At 69.7% G+C, this 17,980-nt stretch carries 15 protein-coding genes; 3 read left to right on the forward strand and 12 right to left on the reverse strand.

What is annotated here, in order from left to right:
* Window positions 1-58 precede the first annotated feature (58 nt).
* From AB0B91_RS26710 to AB0B91_RS26755, 10 genes are all read right to left on the reverse strand, one after another.
* The gene (locus AB0B91_RS26710) at window positions 59-1,039 is read right to left on the reverse strand and encodes a TerC family protein (protein WP_358324818.1); all 981 of its coding nucleotides are present in this window, start codon (window positions 1,037-1,039) and stop codon (window positions 59-61) included.
* Between the two features lie 194 nt (window positions 1,040-1,233).
* Window positions 1,234-2,517, reverse strand: a complete 1,284-nt coding sequence (locus AB0B91_RS26715; RefSeq protein WP_358324821.1) for a glycosyltransferase — start codon at window positions 2,515-2,517, stop codon at window positions 1,234-1,236.
* A gap of 9 nt (window positions 2,518-2,526) precedes the next feature.
* A complete protein-coding gene (locus tag AB0B91_RS26720; protein ID WP_358324824.1) occupies window positions 2,527-4,302 on the reverse strand; it encodes a lipid II flippase MurJ in 1,776 nt (591 codons plus the stop codon).
* Window positions 4,303-4,379: 77 nt separating this feature from the next.
* Window positions 4,380-5,243, reverse strand: a complete 864-nt coding sequence (locus AB0B91_RS26725; RefSeq protein WP_358324827.1) for a hypothetical protein — start codon at window positions 5,241-5,243, stop codon at window positions 4,380-4,382.
* A 1-nt stretch (window position 5,244) separates the two neighbouring features.
* Window positions 5,245-6,219 (reverse strand): copper transporter, encoded by a 975-nt coding sequence (locus tag AB0B91_RS26730; RefSeq protein ID WP_358324830.1) that lies wholly within the window; start codon window positions 6,217-6,219, stop codon window positions 5,245-5,247.
* On the reverse strand, window positions 6,216-7,412 hold the full coding sequence (steA, locus tag AB0B91_RS26735; RefSeq protein ID WP_358324833.1) for a putative cytokinetic ring protein SteA: 1,197 nt from the start codon (window positions 7,410-7,412) through the stop codon (window positions 6,216-6,218). Before steA ends, AB0B91_RS26730 begins: the two co-directional genes overlap by 4 nt.
* Window positions 7,413-7,485: 73 nt before the next feature.
* Entirely contained in the window at window positions 7,486-9,195 is a 1,710-nt protein-coding gene (gene recN / locus AB0B91_RS26740) for a DNA repair protein RecN (protein WP_358324836.1), read from the reverse strand.
* Window positions 9,196-9,259: 64 nt separating this feature from the next.
* The gene (locus tag AB0B91_RS26745; protein ID WP_358324838.1) at window positions 9,260-10,159 is read right to left on the reverse strand and encodes an NAD kinase; all 900 of its coding nucleotides are present in this window, start codon (window positions 10,157-10,159) and stop codon (window positions 9,260-9,262) included.
* Window positions 10,156-10,968 carry a TlyA family RNA methyltransferase gene (locus tag AB0B91_RS26750; protein WP_358324841.1) on the reverse strand — a complete coding sequence of 271 codons (813 nt, stop codon included), beginning with the start codon at window positions 10,966-10,968 and terminating at the stop codon, window positions 10,156-10,158. The genes AB0B91_RS26745 and AB0B91_RS26750 overlap by 4 nt, the downstream gene beginning before the upstream one ends.
* Window positions 10,965-11,135 carry a hypothetical protein gene (locus tag AB0B91_RS26755; RefSeq protein ID WP_358324844.1) on the reverse strand — a complete coding sequence of 57 codons (171 nt, stop codon included), beginning with the start codon at window positions 11,133-11,135 and terminating at the stop codon, window positions 10,965-10,967. The genes AB0B91_RS26750 and AB0B91_RS26755 overlap by 4 nt, the downstream gene beginning before the upstream one ends.
* Window positions 11,136-11,259: 124 nt before the next feature.
* On the opposite strand from AB0B91_RS26755, the gene AB0B91_RS26760 reads away from it, so the two are divergent.
* Complete coding sequence (locus tag AB0B91_RS26760; RefSeq protein ID WP_219528607.1) at window positions 11,260-11,607, forward strand: SCP2 sterol-binding domain-containing protein; 348 nt, start codon at window positions 11,260-11,262, stop codon at window positions 11,605-11,607.
* 171 nt (window positions 11,608-11,778) lie between these two features.
* Here the strand turns inward: AB0B91_RS26760 and AB0B91_RS26765 are convergent, their stop codons facing one another.
* The gene (locus tag AB0B91_RS26765; protein WP_358324847.1) at window positions 11,779-12,750 is read right to left on the reverse strand and encodes an HAD-IIA family hydrolase; all 972 of its coding nucleotides are present in this window, start codon (window positions 12,748-12,750) and stop codon (window positions 11,779-11,781) included.
* A gap of 562 nt (window positions 12,751-13,312) precedes the next feature.
* Here AB0B91_RS26765 and AB0B91_RS26770 point away from each other — a divergent pair.
* On the forward strand, window positions 13,313-13,903 hold the full coding sequence (locus tag AB0B91_RS26770; RefSeq protein WP_358324850.1) for a plasmid pRiA4b ORF-3 family protein: 591 nt from the start codon (window positions 13,313-13,315) through the stop codon (window positions 13,901-13,903).
* 673 nt (window positions 13,904-14,576) lie between these two features.
* Here the strand turns inward: AB0B91_RS26770 and AB0B91_RS26775 are convergent.
* Window positions 14,577-14,921, reverse strand: a complete 345-nt coding sequence (locus tag AB0B91_RS26775) for a tetratricopeptide repeat protein (protein WP_358324853.1) — start codon at window positions 14,919-14,921, stop codon at window positions 14,577-14,579.
* Window positions 14,922-15,120: 199 nt separating this feature from the next.
* Between AB0B91_RS26775 and AB0B91_RS26780 the strand changes: the two genes are divergently transcribed.
* On the forward strand, window positions 15,121-17,184 hold the full coding sequence (locus AB0B91_RS26780; RefSeq protein WP_358324856.1) for a DUF1015 family protein: 2,064 nt from the start codon (window positions 15,121-15,123) through the stop codon (window positions 17,182-17,184).
* Window positions 17,185-17,980: the final 796 nt, after the last annotated feature.

The following is a 17,980-nucleotide window of genomic DNA, read 5'->3' on the forward strand; positions in this document are numbered from 1 at the left end:
ACAGAGTCAGCAACTATTACACGGCGCAACTTCTCAAGCAAAGCGCCTCGAAAGCCATTTAGCTAGCCCTGCTGGTTTCCTCGCCCTTGCGCGCATCGACGCGGGCCTTGATCAGGCTGGCCGCGGTAGTGATGACCATGGTGGCGCCGATGACCGTGAGCGACACCCAGATGGGGATTTCGGGCGCCCAGGAGACCTCGCTGGCGTGCAGTGCCTCCAATATCAGCTTAACCCCGATGAAGCCCAGTATGAACGCAAGTCCATAGCTGATGTAGACCAGCCGCTGAAGCAGGCCACCCAGCAGGAAGTAGAGCTGACGTAGTCCCATCAGCGCGAACGCGTTGGCCGCGAAGACGATGAACGGGTCCTTGGTGAGCCCGAAGATGGCCGGAATCGAGTCGAGCGCGAACAGCAGGTCGGTGCTGCCGATGGCGACCATCACGATGAGCATCGGGGTGACCATCCGCCGTCCGTCGATCTTGACGGTGACCTTCGACCCGACGTACCCCTCAGTGGTGGGGAACGCCTTGCGCACCCACCTGAGCAGGATGTTCTCGCTGAACTCCTCTTCCTCATCCTTGAGGTGCTGGCGGATCAGGTTGATCGCCGTGTAGACGAGGAAAGCCCCGAAAACATAGAACAACCAGCTGAACCGCTCCAGCGCGGCCGCGCCGAGCGCGATGAAGACGCCGCGCATGACCAGCGCCAGCAGGATCCCGACGAGCAGCACTTTGTGCTGGTACGCCCGGGGCACCGCGAACCTGCTCATGATGATGAAGAAGATGAACAGGTTGTCGACGCTCAAGCTGTATTCGGTGATGTAACCGGCGAAGAACTCCCCCGCCTTGGGGCCGCCGATCGTGGCCCACAGCACCCCGCCGAACACCACCGCGAGCAGGACATAGAAGGTGACCCAGTATCCGGCCTGCCGCATCGAGAACTCGCGGGCTTCACCCCGGTCGACGATCCAGAGGTCGATGGCGAGGACGACCAGCAGGCCACCGATGACGGCGATCCAGGCCCAGACAGGTACGGTCACGTTCCACTACCTCCGGCATGCAAAATACGACTGCCGGAGGTCTCTCCCGCCCGCCAAGAGCGCGGACCGGCAGCCCCGGGGGCCCCGTGGAGCGGGGCTGCACCGTGATGACGAGGCTACCGCGAAGGGATACTCCCCTCCCTAACGCACGCAGTATATGAGAACGCGTAAGTCTCGCCTAATCATGTATGTGATCATGACCGTGCGTAAACATTCAGCACACTTTCGACCGCGTCTTCGGCATCGGGCAGCTCGGCCCCCCGCCGCGCCGCCGCCGCCGCCAGCCGCGCCGCCTCGGCAGCATCTCCGACCACATCCCGCACGGCGTCACGCAACGCCACCGCGTCCCCGTACGGCACCAGAATCCCCGCCCCGGCGACCAGGTCGGGCACCCCGCCCACGGCGGTCGCGATGACCGGCCGCCCGACCATGAGCGCCTCGCTCAGGCTCAGCGGCTGGCCCTCCCACCTGCTGGCCCACACCACGACGGTCGCGGCGGCGAGCAGGTCGGGCACGTCGTCCCGGTTGCCCAGCAGCACCACGGGCAGCGCCTCGGCCTCGATCCTGCGCCGCATCTCGCCAAGCAGCGGTCCCTCCCCCGCCACCGCGAACAGCGGTGTCTCACCCGGCCAGGGCCCGCGAGCGGCGTCCAGGAGGGTCTCGTAACCCTTCTGCTGAGCGAGCCTGCCGACGGCCAGCACGATCGGCCGTCCCCCGGCCCCCAGCTCGGCCCTGACGTCCTGCGGCGACCTCCGGGCCACCCGCGGCACGGGCGCGGGCACCACGGCCGGCCGCACGTCCCGCGCCCCCAGCGCCCTCATCCGCGCCCCCAGGTCGGGCGAGACGACCAGCACCTGATCCGCCCTCCTGGCCACAACCCGTTCGAGCCCGCCGTAGACGATCCCGATCAGCCCTCCTGCGGTGAGCGCGTTGTGCAGCGTCACCACCAGCGGCACCCGCCCCTTCGCCCCGAACGGCACCAGCCCCCCGACACGGGCCCGCTCATCCCCCGGCCCCCGCACCGTCGCGCCAGATCGCTCATCCTCCGGTGCCGGTCCCGGCTCGCCGGACCGCTCATCCCCCAGCGCCCGTTCCGCTGCGCCAGACCGCTCATCCCCCGGAGCCGGACTCGTCGCGCCGGACCGCTCAGCCACCCGTGTTCGTCCTGCCGCCCGGCCCCACAGCCCCAGCCCGGCCAGGGCCCCGGCCCGGAGCCCATGGGCGTGCACCACGTCGGCGTCCTTGGTCATCCGCCTGATCGCGAGCACCGCCCGCAGGTCATTGACCGGATGCGGCCGATCCGACATCGGCACCTCCACGAACCGGGCCCCGGCGCCGCCGAAGGAGAACCGCTCCTCGACGCTCCCCGGCCCCAGGACCACCACGCGATGGCCACGCCGCACGAGCCCCTCGACCAGCATCCGGACATGCCGTCCCGTACCACCGGACGTGGTGCCCAGCACGAAAGCCACCCGCACAGCCGCTCCTCACTTCCCAGATCCACGTCTGAACGAACCGGCCACCGCCCGAGCCGTCGGCCGATCCACCAGTGCCACGACCACGCCACCGGCGACGACCGCCACGAACGCCGCTAGCACGGTCGCCCCGACATTGGGCCAGATGCCCCGCGCCCCCAGCACCCCCACGACCGCCGCCCCGGCCAGGTAACCAGCCCCACCCCCGGCGACCGAAGCCAGCCCGGCCCGGCCCAGCCCGGCCACCGCGACCCGGCCCCGCGCCCACACCACCGAGACGAGCAGCAGCGCACCCCCCACCGTCATCCCGACGGTCATGCCGAGCGCCATCCCGCCGATCTTCCACTCATCGGGAAACGTCAGCGCGAACACGGTCTGCGCCACCATGACGACGCCCCACCCCACCACGGTGCCCGTCGCCGCGGCCCGCCCGCGCCCGGCCGCGTACAGGACGCGGCTCAGATGCGCGATGAGCCCGTAACCGATCAGCCCGGGCGCGAACAACGCGATCGCGTGCGCGAACACCTGCGCGGGCACCTGGCTCTTGAAGCCGAGGAACACCACCGCCCCCGGCTCGGCGACCGCGGCGAGCACCCCGGCGGCCAGCCCCGACACCAGCACCACCGCCCGCGTGGTCCGCGCCGCCAGCGTCGCGAACCCCTCCGCGTCGCCGTTGCCCGCCTGCGCGGACAGCCGCGGAAAAGCGCTGGTGGCAATGGGTACGGCCAGCACCGCGTACGGCACCAGGTAGATCGCCCAGGCGTAGTTGTAGATCGCGATGGCGCCGTTGCCGATCTGCTTGTTGGCCAGCACGAGCACCACGACCATGGCGGCCTGCTGGGCCAGCAGCGCGGCGACCCCGGCCAGCGCGAGCCTGCGCACCTGTACGGCCACGCCGTCGGGGAAGCGCAGCGTGGGCCGCCACCGCAGCCCGAGCCCGGCGACCGGGCCGATCACGGTCAGCACCAGGGCCAGCACCCCGAGGCTGGTCCCCACGGACAACGCGAGCTCGGCGGCCCCCGGCACCCGGGCAGGATCGATGATCCCCCTGCTGAGCGGCACGAACAGCAGGTAGGCGACGATGACCACGACACTGGACACCAGCGGGGCGACCGCGGGCCCGGCGAAGCGGTGGTGGGCCTGGAGCACGCCGTACAGGACGACCGCGACGCCGTACAACGGGATCTGGGGGGCGAAGACGACCAGCATGCGGGTGGCGACCGCGGTCACCGCACCCGCGTCGCAGTCGCGCACGAAGTCGCCGAAGAACAGCCCGACGATCGGCCCGGCGAGCACCGCGGTCAGCACGCCGAGCGGCACGAGCACCACGACCACCCAGCTCAGCAGCGCCGAACCGATCCACCCGGCCCGCTCCCGCGCCACGCCGCCACCCAGAACATGACCCGACCTAACGCCCGCCTCGGACGCGGCCCCCGTCTCGGACGCGACGCCCGGCTCGGGCTCCGTACCCAGCCCCGGCCCGACGTCGGGCTCGCCCCCGATGTCCAGCTCGCGCGCGCCCCCCGGCTCCCGCCGGACACCCGCCTCGCGTCCGGCTCCCGCGAGCACCGGGACCACCATCCCGGCGAGCGCGCCGCCGACGACGACCTCGAAGACGATGTTGGGAATCTGGTTGGCAGTGCCGTAGGCGGTCGCCAGGCAGTTGGTGCCCACGGTCTGGGCGAACGCGTACTGCTTGGCGAACCCCGCGACCCGCGCCAGCACGGTGATCGCGCCGATGAGCAGCGCACCACCGGCGACGCCACGCACGAGCCGCTCTCTCACCACGCCCGCCCCGCCCCGCACCCGATCACGGGAACATCCTGGCAGGCCGCACCGACATTCGCGCAGCGCGTCCCATCACCTCACACGGGGTCGACGGGACGGCGACCGAGCATGTCGAGCCGGTTGAGCACCGGATTGCCGGCGATGACCTTGGTGAAGCTGACCTTCTCCGACGCGGCCGTCAGCGCCGCCACCGTACCGAGCAGCACGAACCGCCCCCGCCGCCCCAGTTTGGTCACCGCGGCCAGCCCGAGCAGCGCGCCCAGCGCGTTGGCCCCGGCGTCCCCGAGCATCGCCCGCTCTCCGAGGTCGTCGGGAAGCAGCGCGGCGGCCGCGCCGAGCGGCACGGCGGTGAGCGCGGCGGTCAGCGGCGCGTCGCGGAAGAGCGACGCCGCCAGCAGCGGCCCGCCCGTGAGCAGGCCCACCTTGATCGCCCGCCCGGGCCGCAGGTCGAAGAGGTTGGCCAGGTTGGCCGTGCCCGCGATGGTCGCCCCGTTGACCAGAGTGTCGACCGGCCCCCGCGAGACGAGCGCCGCCGCGCCCAGCCCGGTGGCCCCGATGCCGAGGATCTTGACCGCCCCGCTGGTCACCTCGCCGCGGCCGAGCGCGGTCAGGTGCCCCTTGAAGCCCTTGGACTTGGTCGTGCCGTAAAGGTCGTCGTAGGCGCCGAGCGCTCCGCTGCCGACGCCGGCCAGCAGCGCCGCCAGGCGTACCCGGGGAGGAAGACCCGGCGCCAGCGCGGCCGCCACGCCGGAGCCGGCCACGAACGCGGGGCCCTCCAGCAGCGTGATCGGCTCGCCGCGGTGGTTGGTGCGGGTCCAGCGGCCCGACTCCTTCTCCTCGCCGGCGCGCGGCGCCAGGCGGGTGAAGGCGGTGTAGGCGGCACGGGCGGCGACGGCGCCGATCGCGGCGCCGACGAGGGCGTAGCGGAGGCCACGAGCCATGTCAGCTCCCTGACTGGGTGGGGGACGGGGTCGCGGTCGGTGCCGCGGGCTGGAAGGACGAGGCTCCCGTGCCGATGCCGTAGTGGCCGTAGCGACCGCTCAGCTGCTCGCGGAGCGCGTCGACGATCACGATCCGGCCCGCGGGCATGTCGGGTGTGTCGACGGTCGAGACGCGCTTGTTGACCTCGCCGTCGTCGCGCAGCGCGTTGATCACGCCTCCGGACACGGCGGCGGTGGGGGCGGAGGCCGTCAGCACCGAGCCCTTGCCGCCGGCGTCCAGGCCGCCCACGAGTGAGACGAGGGCGTCGGCCTGGGCATCGGCGTTCTCGCCCTCGAACGGCTTCTCCGGGGCGAACATCACGGCGAGCGTGGCCCGCTTGCTCGGGTCGCCCTCGACGCTGAGGAACCCGCCCTCCTCGAAACCACCGAGGACGGCGGCGGTGGCCGGGTTGGCGGTGCTGGCCTGGGCCGGGTCGGTGGTCATGACGGCGGCGGCGAGCACGGCGCCGGCCTTCTGGTAGGCGGTGGCTGCCGCGGGGAAGGTCATGTCGCCTGGTTTGAGGGTGTTGGCCAGACCGTCGATCACGCCGCTCTGCTTGGGGTCGACGAACTTCTCGCTCAGCGCCACCCGCCCCGTTACCAGGGCGCCCGCCTGGGTGAGCACCTGCTGCTCGGCTTCGCGGTAGGTGGTGCTGGAGCCCGGCGCCTCGATCAGCACGACGTGCTGGCCGGTGAGCTCGCCCGCGACGCGTTGCGCGGTTAGCGCGGTGACGAAGGAGTCGTTGCCCGCCTCCCGGCCGCGCAGCGCGTCGATCTCGGCCCGGAGGCTGCTGTTGTCCTTGGTCATCTGGTCACTCGTCCGCCTGGCCGACTCGATGGCAGGCGACTGGAGCAACGTGGTGCCCATGACGATGCCCACGGCCAGCGCGAGGAAGATCGCGACGATGGAGACGAGGTGATAACGGAAATCGATCACGAGAAGAGTCCGACCAGCCAGAAGATGAAGGCGTTCCAGAAGTCCTGCACGCCGTTCAGCCAGGTCTGGCCGATCGGTGACAGGAAGAGCGCGACGCCCATGGTGATCAACGCGGTGATCACGAGCAGCAGCAGTTGCGGCGTCGAGATGCGGCTGCGGTAGAGCCTGCTCACGCCCTTGGCGTCGATGAGCTTGCTGCCGACCCGCAGCCGGGTGAGGAAGGTGCTGGCCATCCCTGAGCGCCCCTTGTCGAGGAACTCCTCCAGCGTGCCGTGCGTGCCGACCGCCACGATCAGCTCGGCGCCCTTGTCGTCGGCCAGCAGCATCGCGATGTCCTCGCTGGTGCCGGTGGACGGGAAGATCACCGCTTCGCGGCCGAGCTGGTGGACCCGTTCCAGCCCGGGCGCCCGGCCGTCGCGGTAGGCGTGCACGACGAGCTCGGCACCGCAGCTCAGCGCCTTGGTGGAGACCGAGTCGAAGTCGCCGACGATCACGTCGGGCAGGTAGCCGGCCTCCAGCAGCGCGTCGGCGCCGCCGTCGACCCCGATGAGCACCGGGCGGTATTCCCTGATGTAGGGGCGCAAGGTGGCGATGTCGTCTTTGTAGTGGTAGCCGCGCACCACGATGAGGACATGCCTGCCCTCCATGGGGGTGCGGATGTCCGGCACGCCGACTCCGTCGATGAGAAGCTTGCCCTCGCCCCGAACGTACTCCATCGTGTTGACGGCGAAAGCCTCAATCTGCACCGCGAGTCCGGCGCGAGCCTCGGCCATGGCGGCGTCGACCGCTTCGGGGGTCTGCTCCTCGCCCTTGCCGACCACATCGCCGTCGAGGTAGACGACCCCTTCGTGGAGCCGTACGACGTCACCGTCCTTGACCCGCTCGAACAGGTCCTGGGTGGCGTTGTCGACGAACGGCACCCCGGACTCGATGATGATCTGCGGACCGAGGTTGGGGTAGCGGCCGCTGATGCCGGCGGCCACGTTGACCACCGCCGACACCCCGCACGCGACAAGCGCCTCCCCGCTGACCCGGTCCACGTCGACGTGATCGATAATCGCTATTTCACCGGGCTGGAGGCGCTTGGTCAGCCTCTTCGTCCGCCGATCGACTCTCGCCACTGCCGTGACACCGGGAAGGTCCGCGACCTTCCTAGCGCGGAGGCCCGGCATCCTGCTCCCCGGAACCTTCATCAAGACCATCCTGCCAGAGTGAAGCAGCGCAGAGGCCACGCACTGCGCGGCGTGTCCGCTATGTCACTCAGAATCACCGATCGGCGGCCGCCAGCCCGAGTAGTTCTTCGGCGTGGGCTCTGCCCAGCTCAGAGTCTTCCAACCCGGCCAGCATGCGGGACAGTTCGCGGACGCGACCCTCATGGTTGAGGGCGAGGACACCGCTGCGCACGACACTGCCGTCACTGGCCTTCTCGACCACCAGATGCTGGTCGGCGAACGCGGCCACCTGCGGCAGGTGCGTGACGACGATGACCTGGGCGGTACGCGCCAGCCTGGCGAGGCGGCGCCCGATCTCGACCGCGGCCTTGCCACCCACCCCCGCGTCGACCTCGTCGAACACGAACGTCGGCACCGGATCGGCGCCCGCGAACACCACCTCGATCGCGAGCATGACGCGGCTCAGCTCACCGCCGGAGGCGCCCTTGTTCAGCGGGAGCGGCGGCGCGGCGGGGTGGGCGGCCATGCGCAACTCGACCTCGTCGACGCCTTCGGGGCCGAAGTCCGCGACCTGGGTGAGCTGGACGATGACCCTGGCGTGCGGCATGGCCAGCGCGGTCAGCTCGTCGGTGACAGCCTGGCCGAACCGGTCGGCGGCGCTCTCACGCACCCGGGTCAGCTCCGCGGCCAGGTCGGTGAGCCTGGCGGTCAGCTCGTCGTGCTCGCGGGTTAGCTCGTCGATCCGTTCGTCGTCGCCTTCCAGCTCGATCAGCCGGGCGGACGCCTCCTGGGCCCACTGCAGGACACCGGCGCTGTCTTCGGCATATTTCCGAATCAGTCCGGTCAGCAGGGCCCGGCGATCCTGCACGGCCGCGAGTCGCGCGGGGTCGGCCTCGATCGACTCGGCGTACGCGGCCAGGTCGGTGGCGACGTCGGAGATGAGGTAACCCGCCTCGGCCAGCCGGTCGGCCACCCCGGCGAGCTGCGTGTCGTAGTCGCGCACCGCCTCGACGGCCGCGCGGGCCTCGCCCAGCAGGGAGATCACGTCGTGCGTGCCGCTCGAGGACTCCATCGGATCGCCGAGCAGCGCCGTGTGCGCGGTCGTCGCGGCACCGCGCAGCGCGTCGGCGTGCGAGAGCCGCTCCTCCTCGCCGCGCAGGTCGAGGTCCTCACCGGCCTTCGGCTCGACCTTCTCGATCTCCTCCAGGCCGAACCGCAGCCGGTCGGCCTCCTGAGCGCGCTCGCGCGCCCGGGTGGTGAGCTCGTCGAGCAGCGCCCCCACCTGCTTGTGCCGTTTGTACGCCTGCGTGTAGGCGCGCAGCGGCTTGACCAGATCGTCACCGGCATAGCGGTCGAGCGAGGCCCGCTGCCTGGCCGGCTGCAGGAGACGCTGCTGGTCCATCTGCCCGTGGACGGCGACCAGGTCGTCGGCCAGGTAGGTCAGCGTGCCGACCGGCACCGTACGGCCGCCGAGCCAGGCCCGCGAGCGGCCCTCGGCCGAGACGGTGCGCGAGATGATGAGCTCGCCGTCCTCGATCTCGCCGCCGATGTCCTCGACCTGCTGGGAGACGCGGCCGCCGGCTTCGATGACCAACGTGCCCTCGATGGTGGCCTTGTCGGCGCCCGGCCGGATGCGGGAAGGGTCGGCCCGGCCACCGAACAGCAATCCGAGCCCGGTGACGACCATCGTCTTGCCGGCACCGGTCTCGCCGGTGACCACGTTGAAGCCTGGCGAAAGCTCCAGAACGGCCTCATCGATGACGCCGAGCCCCTGGATGCGGACCTCCTCGACCCTTGGTCGCACTGCCCACTCCCGTCGCTCCGAACGCTTGTGCGAACTAACTCTACGCGCTTCACCTGTAATTGACTCAGGGACGCACCCGTCCGCGCCAGCCCTGAACGGGTAGTTCGAACTTGGCGACCAACCTGTCGGTGAAGGGGGCGCCGGTGCTCTCCACCCCGTGCAGGCGGGCCAACCGTACCGGCTCGGAGCCCCGTCGTACCTCCACCCGGCTGCCGGAGGGCAGGTCGAAGCGGCGCCGGCCGTCGCACCACAGTACGCCGCCCGGGGTGTCGGGCAGGATCTCGACGGCGAGCGTCGAACGCGGCGAGACCACGAGCGGCCTGGCGAACAGCGCGTGCGCGCTGATCGGCACCATGAGCAGCGCCTCCACCTCCGGCCACACGACGGGACCGCCCGCCGAGAAGGCGTAGGCGGTAGAGCCGGTCGGGGTCGCGCAGATCACACCGTCGCAGCCCCAGCGGGACAGCGGCCGCCCGTCGATCTCGGCGACCACCTCCAGCATGCGCTCGCCCTTTTCCACGCTGGCCTCGTTGAGCGCCCACGTGTCGGCGAGCACCTGGCCGTTCTGCCTGGCCAGCACGTCGATCGTCATGCGTTCCTCGACGTCGTAGCGGCCCGCTACGACGCTGTCGACCGCCGACTTCAGATCGGCGACCTCGGCTTCGGCCAGGAAGCCGACGTGCCCGAGGTTGACGCCGAGCAGCGGGGTGCCGGTGGGCCTGGCCAGGTCGGCCGAGCGCAGCAGCGAGCCGTCGCCGCCGAGCACGATCAACATCTCGGCGTCCTTGGCGGCGAGGGGATCACACGGCACCACGTCGATGCCGTGACAGCCGATCTCACCGGCCTCCACATCGAGCACCCTGACCTGGATCCCCGCCGCGACGAGGCGGTCGATGACCAAACGGGCGCTGTCGACCGCGGCCTCCCGTCCGGTGTGCACGGTGACCAGCACAGTTCGGTTCATTGCGGCCCTTCCGCGACGGCCCGCTCGATCTCGGCCTCGAGGTCGGCGACCGGCGGCTCGCCCTCCCCCTTGCCGAGCCAGAGCAGGTACTCCACATTTCCCGACGGACCGGGCAGCGGGCTCGCGGTCACGCCGCGTACCACCAGGCCCAGTTCGCGCGCCTTGGCCGCGGCCTCGCGCACCGCACCCGCCCGCAACACCGGATCGCGTACCACTCCACCGGCACCCACCAGGTCCTTGCCCACCTCGAACTGCGGCTTGACCAGCAGCACGAAGTCCGCCCGAGGCGCGGCCACCGAGGCCAGCGCGGGCAGCACGAGCCGCAGCGAGATGAACGACAGGTCACCGACGATCAGCGAAGGCGGCTCGCCGACCATCTCCGGGGTGAGCTCACGTACGTTGACGCGCTCCATCACCGTCACCCGGTCGTCGGTCCGCAACGACCAGGCGAGCTGTCCGTAACCCACGTCGACGGCGAGCACGCGTTCGGCGCCGTGGCGCAGCAGCACGTCGGTGAACCCGCCCGTGGACGCGCCCGCGTCAAGGCACCGGCGGCCCCGGATCTCCAGCGCGCCGAACGCCTCGATCGCGCCGATCAGCTTGTGCGCGCCGCGCGAGACATAGTCGGGGCCGTCCGCGGACTCGGCCACGACGATGGCCGAGGCGGTGTCGACCTGGGTCGCCGCCTTGCCCGCCCGCCGGCCGCCGACCGTGACCCGGCCGGCCTCGATGAGCTGGCCCGCCTGCTCCCGCGACCTCGCCAGGCCGCGCCGTACCAGCTCGCTGTCCAGCCGGATACGTCGGCTCACTGGTCGCCCATCTGGCCGTCCACGCTCCCCAGCGCGGCCTCGAGCCCGGAGAACGCCTGCTCGAACACCGCGACGTGCTCGCCCACCGGCCGCTCGGCCAGGTCGCCGAGACCGGCGAGGACCGCGTCGACCCGCTCGTCGCCGGTCTCCTCCGGTAGCTCACTCATGACACGACCGTAACGCCTCACGCGAGCACCCGGCACCTTGGCAGGCATGTCACACGTTGAACGTTCACACGGGGGGCCACTGATGTGGAACGCTACCGTCCGGAATGGAAGAAAGGATCCCACCATGGCAAGCGTCGAGGAGTGCCGGACGGCACTGGCCAAGCTCGTCGCCCATTTCGACGAGATCGGCGAGGAGGACCGGGCCAAGCACGTGGTCGAGCGTACGGTGAGCTGCCGGGTCTCCGACCTCGACGTGATCTTCTATGGCCGCCTGCATCCTGAGGGGCTGGACCCGTTCCTGGAAGACCCACCCGCGAACGGCAAGTCGGCCGACGTCAAGCTGACGATCGTCAGCGACGACCTGATCGCGCTGGTCGACGGGGAACTCGACCTGGCACGCGCCCTGCTCGGCGGCCGGGTGCGCATCGACGCCAGCTTCGGCGACCTGCTGCGCCTGCGCCGCCTGCTCTGACCCTCCCCTCGACACACCACCGAGACCGACCAACCGGGCCGGACGCGCGACGATCCGTCGACCCTCGCACGGGCATCCCGCGCGAGCCGCCTTCTCGTCGGCGCGTCCACTCGCGCGCATCGGCTCCGTGCCGCATCCGATCAGCCGAACCGACCTCCTCGGCGCGGCCGGTCAGCCGATCTGGGCCAGTACCGGCTTGACGGCGTCCTCCTCGGCCTGGCCCTCGCCCGCGTGTGTCCAGGCGGCGTCGCAGGCCGCCCTCAGCCCGTCGATGCGGCTGCCTTCGCCCTCCAGGCTGAGCACCCCGTCCACCCACCGGGCCCGCCATCCTCCGCAGGCGCCCTGCCGTACCTCCGGGTAGGGCCGCAGCAACGCGGACAGATCCTCGGCCACGTACGTCGGCCGCTGCCGCGGGGAGGCCGTGAGCACGTCGAGCGGCGTGGCCACCCCCGTGAGCACCAGCAACCCATCGACGCCCGCGTTGACCGCGCCCTCGATGTCGGTGTCGAGCCGGTCACCCACCACGAGCGGCCGCTTCGCCCCGGTACGGATCATCGACTCCCGATGCAACGGCGGATCGGGCTTGCCCGCGAACACCGGCTCCACCCCGGTCGCAGTGGCGATCACCCGGACCATCGCCCCGTTGCCCGGCAGCTCACCCCGCCGCGTCGGCAACGTGCTGTCCCTGTTGGCGGCGACGAACAACGCGCCATGCCGCACGGCCAGCGCGCCTTCCGCCAGCAGGCCGTACGAGAGACCGGGAGCGATCCCCTGCACGACGGCGACCGGCGCGTCCGCCGCGGTGGTGACGGGCCTGAGCCCTTGATCCCGTACGGCCAGCCGCAACCCGGAACCCCCGACCACGAGCACATTGGAGCCCGGCGGCACCCGTTCGGCGACCAGCCGGGCGGCGGCCTGCGCCGAGGTCACGACGTCTTCGCCCATGGCGGATACCCCGAGCTCGCGCAGGTGCGCGGCGGTCGCGGCGGGCGTTCGTGAGGCGTTGTTGGTGACGTACGCCAGCCGCACGTCCCTGCCCCGCGCCTCCTCCAGCGACTCGACCGCATGGGGCACCGCGTGGGGGCCCAGATAGACGACCCCGTCGAGGTCGAGCAGCAGGGTGTCATAGCCGTCGATCAGCACTGCGCCTCTTCCCGTTTGACTTCTCACGCCGCGTGCGACTTTAGCGTCGGCCTCGTACCCGCCTGACGAAAGGCCGACCATATCCACACATTCCCCCCTCAACCTCGCAGAACGCACCACCCCATACGACGACCCCAACCGTCGGAGCACCGCGCCGGAGCACCTCGTTGAAACACGCGTCCGCGCACGCCCCAGAGCATGCGTCGCGGCACGCGTCGCAGCGCGCGTCGCGGCACGCCTCAGAGCATGCGTCGCGGCACGCGTCGGAGGCCGAGGAACGCTGGGGCGGAACGGAAGCCTGGTGTCAGTCGATGTCGATGGAGCGCAACAACCCCTCGCTGACAGCCACTTTCATCACTCAGCTCACATCGCTACCGACTAACAACAATGAGCTCTCTGGTTGCGATCACAACAACAACAGCCAAATCACGAGCGCCAGCACTGGTGCCCTATGCGACTCAATGCGCTAAATACGCCAAATACGCCATATCAGAGCCGCCCACAACCGGACTAGTTAAGCTCACCGCCCACACCGAACCCAGCCAAGCGGCAGAATAACGCTGTGACGAACACCCCCAGCGCGAAGCAGACAATTCACAAGATCAAGGTCACCTTGCGCGGTTCCCGACCACTGATCTGGCGCCGGCTGGAGGTCGCCTCGGACAGCACTCTGCGGCACCTTCACGACGTCATCCAGGCGTCCTTCGGCTGGGAGAACTACCACATGTGGGTCTTCGACACCCCAACCGGCCGCTTCGGCGTCACCGATCGTGAGCTGGAGATCCGCAGCGCGGCCTCCAGACGACTCGACCATGTCGCCCCTCATGCGAATGACCGGCTCCGCTACACCTACGACTTCGGCGACGACTGGGAACACGAAATCCTGGTCGAAGCCATCACCGATCCGGAACCCGGCACGGCCTATCCCCGCTGCCTGACTGGACGCCGCGCAGGACCACCCGAGGACTCCGGCGGCGTCTGGGGCTACGAATATCTCCTCGAAATCCTCGCCGATCCCGCCCACGAGGAGCACCAGGAGCGCCTGGAATGGCTCGGCCTCGACTCCGCCGACCAGTTCAACCCCGCGAGCTTCGACGCCAACAAGATCAACGACGTTCTCTCCAGCCTCGCGATCGTCCTCACCAAGGACTGACCACGCGCCATCTCCACCCGAGATGGACCTTTCTCCAGATCAATGATCAAAGCCCCACGAACGCGCTCGAACCACTCTCAACCGGCCCACCCACCCCCGGCTGGCGCCCGCATCAGGGAACCGGCACGCACCTCCCGACTACCCGGCCCGCGCCCATAGCCCCAGACCAGCATCCAGAACACTGGGACTACGCCCGAACGCAAGCCCTCCCAGCAGGACATCGGGGTCGTTCCCCAAGCGCGGGAGTTGCTCCAAGCGGGCAGATCGCCCTCGCGCTCTCCATGGCCCTGCGGGCGAGCGCCGGGAGCCCACACCGCATCCAAACACCGTCCCCATGCCCACGAAGCATCAGAATCGCGTCCAGGACAGCCCGGTCATGCCCCGGAACGCCGGAGTTGCCCTCGGAACCCCTGGTGACTGTTCCCAGAGAGCCCAGCTCGCGTCCAGAACACCGGACTCATCCCCGCGAAGCGCCAGAACGCCTCCAGGACAACCAGGCCACATCGAAGCGCCACCCCGCGCCTGAGACACCCTGGCCAGCCCCCGGACCGCCAGCCCTGCCTTGCCACCGCACCCAGGTCACGCCTGAGCCGCCGAGAGCAAGCCTGAGCCCGCTCAACGACTCGTCCCCACGGGCCGACGTTGCACGCCGGCCGCCGAAGCTACCTATCCACTACATCTCACGGCGGGCCCGCAGAGTGGCGCGCACGTTCTTCAGCGCGGTCACGTAGTGCCGCTCCTCCGGCCGCATGGCCACAGCGATCGCGAGAGGCTCCTGAGCGCCCTCAACATCACCCGTCCGCCACAGCGATAACCCAAGCCCGAAATACGCGTAATCCTCGGTCGGATTGGCGTCGACGATCTGGCGGAAGCTTGCCGCAGCGTCCGCGTACTGCCGCGAATTGAACTGCGCTCGCGCAAGCGCCTCTCTGATGCTGCGCGAATCGGGCTCCGCGGCCGCGGCCCGCTTGAGCAGTGCGGCGGCCGCTGCCGGACTGCCCTCTTTCAAAAGCTTCACCCCGCGCTGATACCAGTCGTAAACGTCACCTCCCGGAGATCCGGGGGATTCATCGTGAACGTTTCTACCTTGGACCATGCGTGAGGCCTCCTTCATCGGCTGACAAGGGTTCGGTGGAATTCGCCGCGGAATCAGGCATCGCTAGGTGGTTTGGGGGCGACTTCCGGAAGACCCGGACACTTATGGGAGCATGCCCGGTATGGGGAATCCTGAACTGCCGGTGCCCGATGGACTGCTCCTACGCCCCTTCCGCGGCGTCCGCTTCACGGTCGACGATCCCGCCAAGGTGACCTCCCCGCCCTACGACCTGATTGCCGACGGCGACGTTCGCACTCTTCTGGATGCTCATCCCAACAACGTCGTCCGCCTCATCCTTCCCTGCTCAGCGGCACTCAAGTCCCCCGAAGAGCACCCACCGCACCCCAGCACGGCATCAAGCGTCACTCCAGACGACGCCACCCCCATCGCAGGGACAGACGACAAACCATCTGTTTCCATACCGGGCAGCCTGGCCGAGAGCACCCATCAGAGCGCGCCCGATAACGCAGTCGGCACCCGCCAGCCCCAAGACTCCATGGCCACGCACGACGCCTCCGGAATCGCGGCCGACGATCACGACAACAATCCGTCCCGGATCCCGGCCGGTCACCGCCCCGGCGGAATGCCCGACAACCCAGCCGCCAGCCAGCACAGCGGCCCACCGGAAGCCACCGAACAGCCGGAAGGAGCCACCGAACAGCTCCACGACGGCGAACGCCCCAGCGACGAACGACATGGTGCGGCCGACGGGGACACAGCGCTCCAGCCATGTGGCGACACGCCCGGCACCTCAGCGGACGAGCGCTATGGCGTAGCCCGCGACACCCTCCTCGCCTGGCTGGACGCGAAAGTGCTGGTCCCTGACGAGCAACCGGCCCTGTACGTGTACGAGCAGCACGGACCGGGCGTCCTCCAGCGCGGCCTCATCGGAGACGTCGCCCTCTCGGACCCGGCTCGGCGCATCATCCTCCCCCACGAAGACATCTTCCCCGGCCCCGTCGCCGACCGGCTCGCCCTCATGAGCACCACCCAGGCCAACCTCGAACCCATCTTCCTCCTCTACGACGGCGACCGAGGCACGACCACCCGGCTGGTGGATCACGTGGCCGCGACACGCAAACCTCTGGTGACGGCCCGCACGGAAGACGGTCTGTACCACCGCCTCTGGGCGATCACGGATCCGGCGGAGATCGACGCCGTCAACACCGACCTCCGAACCCGCCAAGCCCTCATAGCCGACGGCCACCACAGGTACGCGACATACCGGGTCCTGCAACGCCAAGAGCACGCGGCCCGCACCGGCCAAGCCCCCGGCTCATGGCCCCTGCTCACAACACCCACACCCGCCGCACCGCAGCCTCCCGGCCCCTCATCACCGGACACACAGCCGCATCCAGACACGGAACCAGAGCCGAACTCCACGCCAAGACACGGCACTCAGCCCAACGCCACACCAACCCAGGCTCCGCCGTCCCAGGGTCCGACAACCCACGAGCCGACAACCCAGAACCCAGAGCCCACCACCACACCGACCCAGAACACGGCCTCCGACGGCGGACCTGACCAGGAGCCAGAACCCGCCACCGCCACATCAGCCCACGGGGTTCAGCCCGTAGGACAGCGTGTGCATGGCAGCGAGCAGGGACAATCCGCGTTTGGTCCATGGGACTTCGGGCTGGCGTTGCTCGTGGACTCGACCGCGTACCCACCCGACCTCAAGGCGATCCACCGCGTCATCCCCGGCCTGCCCCTGGCCGAGGCGGCGGCCAGGGCCAAGGGATCGTGGCGCGTCCACGACCATGCCGACCTCGGCCAGGGCCTGGCCGCGCTCGAAGCCGCAGGGGAACCTGCCTTTCTGCTCGCCGGAGAAGGCGGCTATCACCTGCTCACCAACCCCGATCCGGTGCAGCTCGCCCGCGCCATGCCGCCGGACCGCTCCGATCGGTGGAACTCGCTGAACATCTCCATCCTCAGTGAGTTCGTCCTGCCCAAGGTGTGGGGCATGGAGGATGATCAGCAGGCCGTACGGATCGTGCATCATGACCCGGAGGCCGCCCTGCAGCTGGCCCTCGACACAGGTGGCACCGCAGTGATTCTGAAGCCGCTCGCCGTCGACGACGTGCTGGCCATCGCGGCGGGCGGTGAGCGTGTCCCTCGCAAATCAACCTCCTTCGGGCCCAAGCCCATAACGGGCCTCGTGCTTCGCACCTTCGCCACCGGTTGAGGCGAGGCATCGGTCCGGTAGTTCCTCAGTCGGTCTCAAGATCCGCGACCTCTCAAAGCGCAAGGTGATCCCCCCTCGACGCCTCGCGAAGATCGCCAGAAGATTCACCACCCCAGGGGACGTCATTCCCGCTGCGGCAGCCACCCGCCATGAGACACAGGCACGCAGAATGAGCGAGCGCTAGCCAGCTTGGGCCAGGTCGAGGGCTGGGCGTGGAGGTGGGATGGATGCCAGGACGTCGGGCATATCGCGAGCCATCGCGCTTCCGGAAGGCTCGGGGCTTCGTGGCGGTGCCGGGCCTCGCCGGCACTCCTGACCTTCCGGAGGTTCCGGGTTGTTCCCGAGTCGTCGGGTCCGCGAGGGTGGGAAGGGTTTCCGAGGCCTTCGCGACGGCCTCGGCTGTTCCACTGTGTCAGGTGGGGCTTCCTTGGCCATGCTGACCTCGACTTCATAGCGCCAGATCTTGGCGGCTGTCGGGCCGTAGACATGGCAGCGGAAGGCGCCCTTGATCTCCATGGTGTCGCGAGGTCTGAGGCTGCGGACGAACGCGGCCGCCTCGGGATCGAAGGTCGTGCATGGCACGCTGTCCGTCATCGTTTGACCGTTTCGGTGGTGCGGGCGGCGCACGATCAGGCGCCATTTCGTGAGAATGTCGCCGCTCGGCAGGGGTTTGTCCTCTGGTGCCGCGGACAGCCTTCCCAGGTCACGTCCGAGATGCGGTGTAAAAGAGAACGAGCGTAGGTTGCCGTGCTGAACCGACCAAAGTTCGCACTACGCAAGGACCTACGCTCGTGGC

This window comes from Nonomuraea sp. NPDC049141 (assembly GCF_040648415.1).
In the GTDB taxonomy this organism is placed as follows: domain Bacteria; phylum Actinomycetota; class Actinomycetes; order Streptosporangiales; family Streptosporangiaceae; genus Nonomuraea.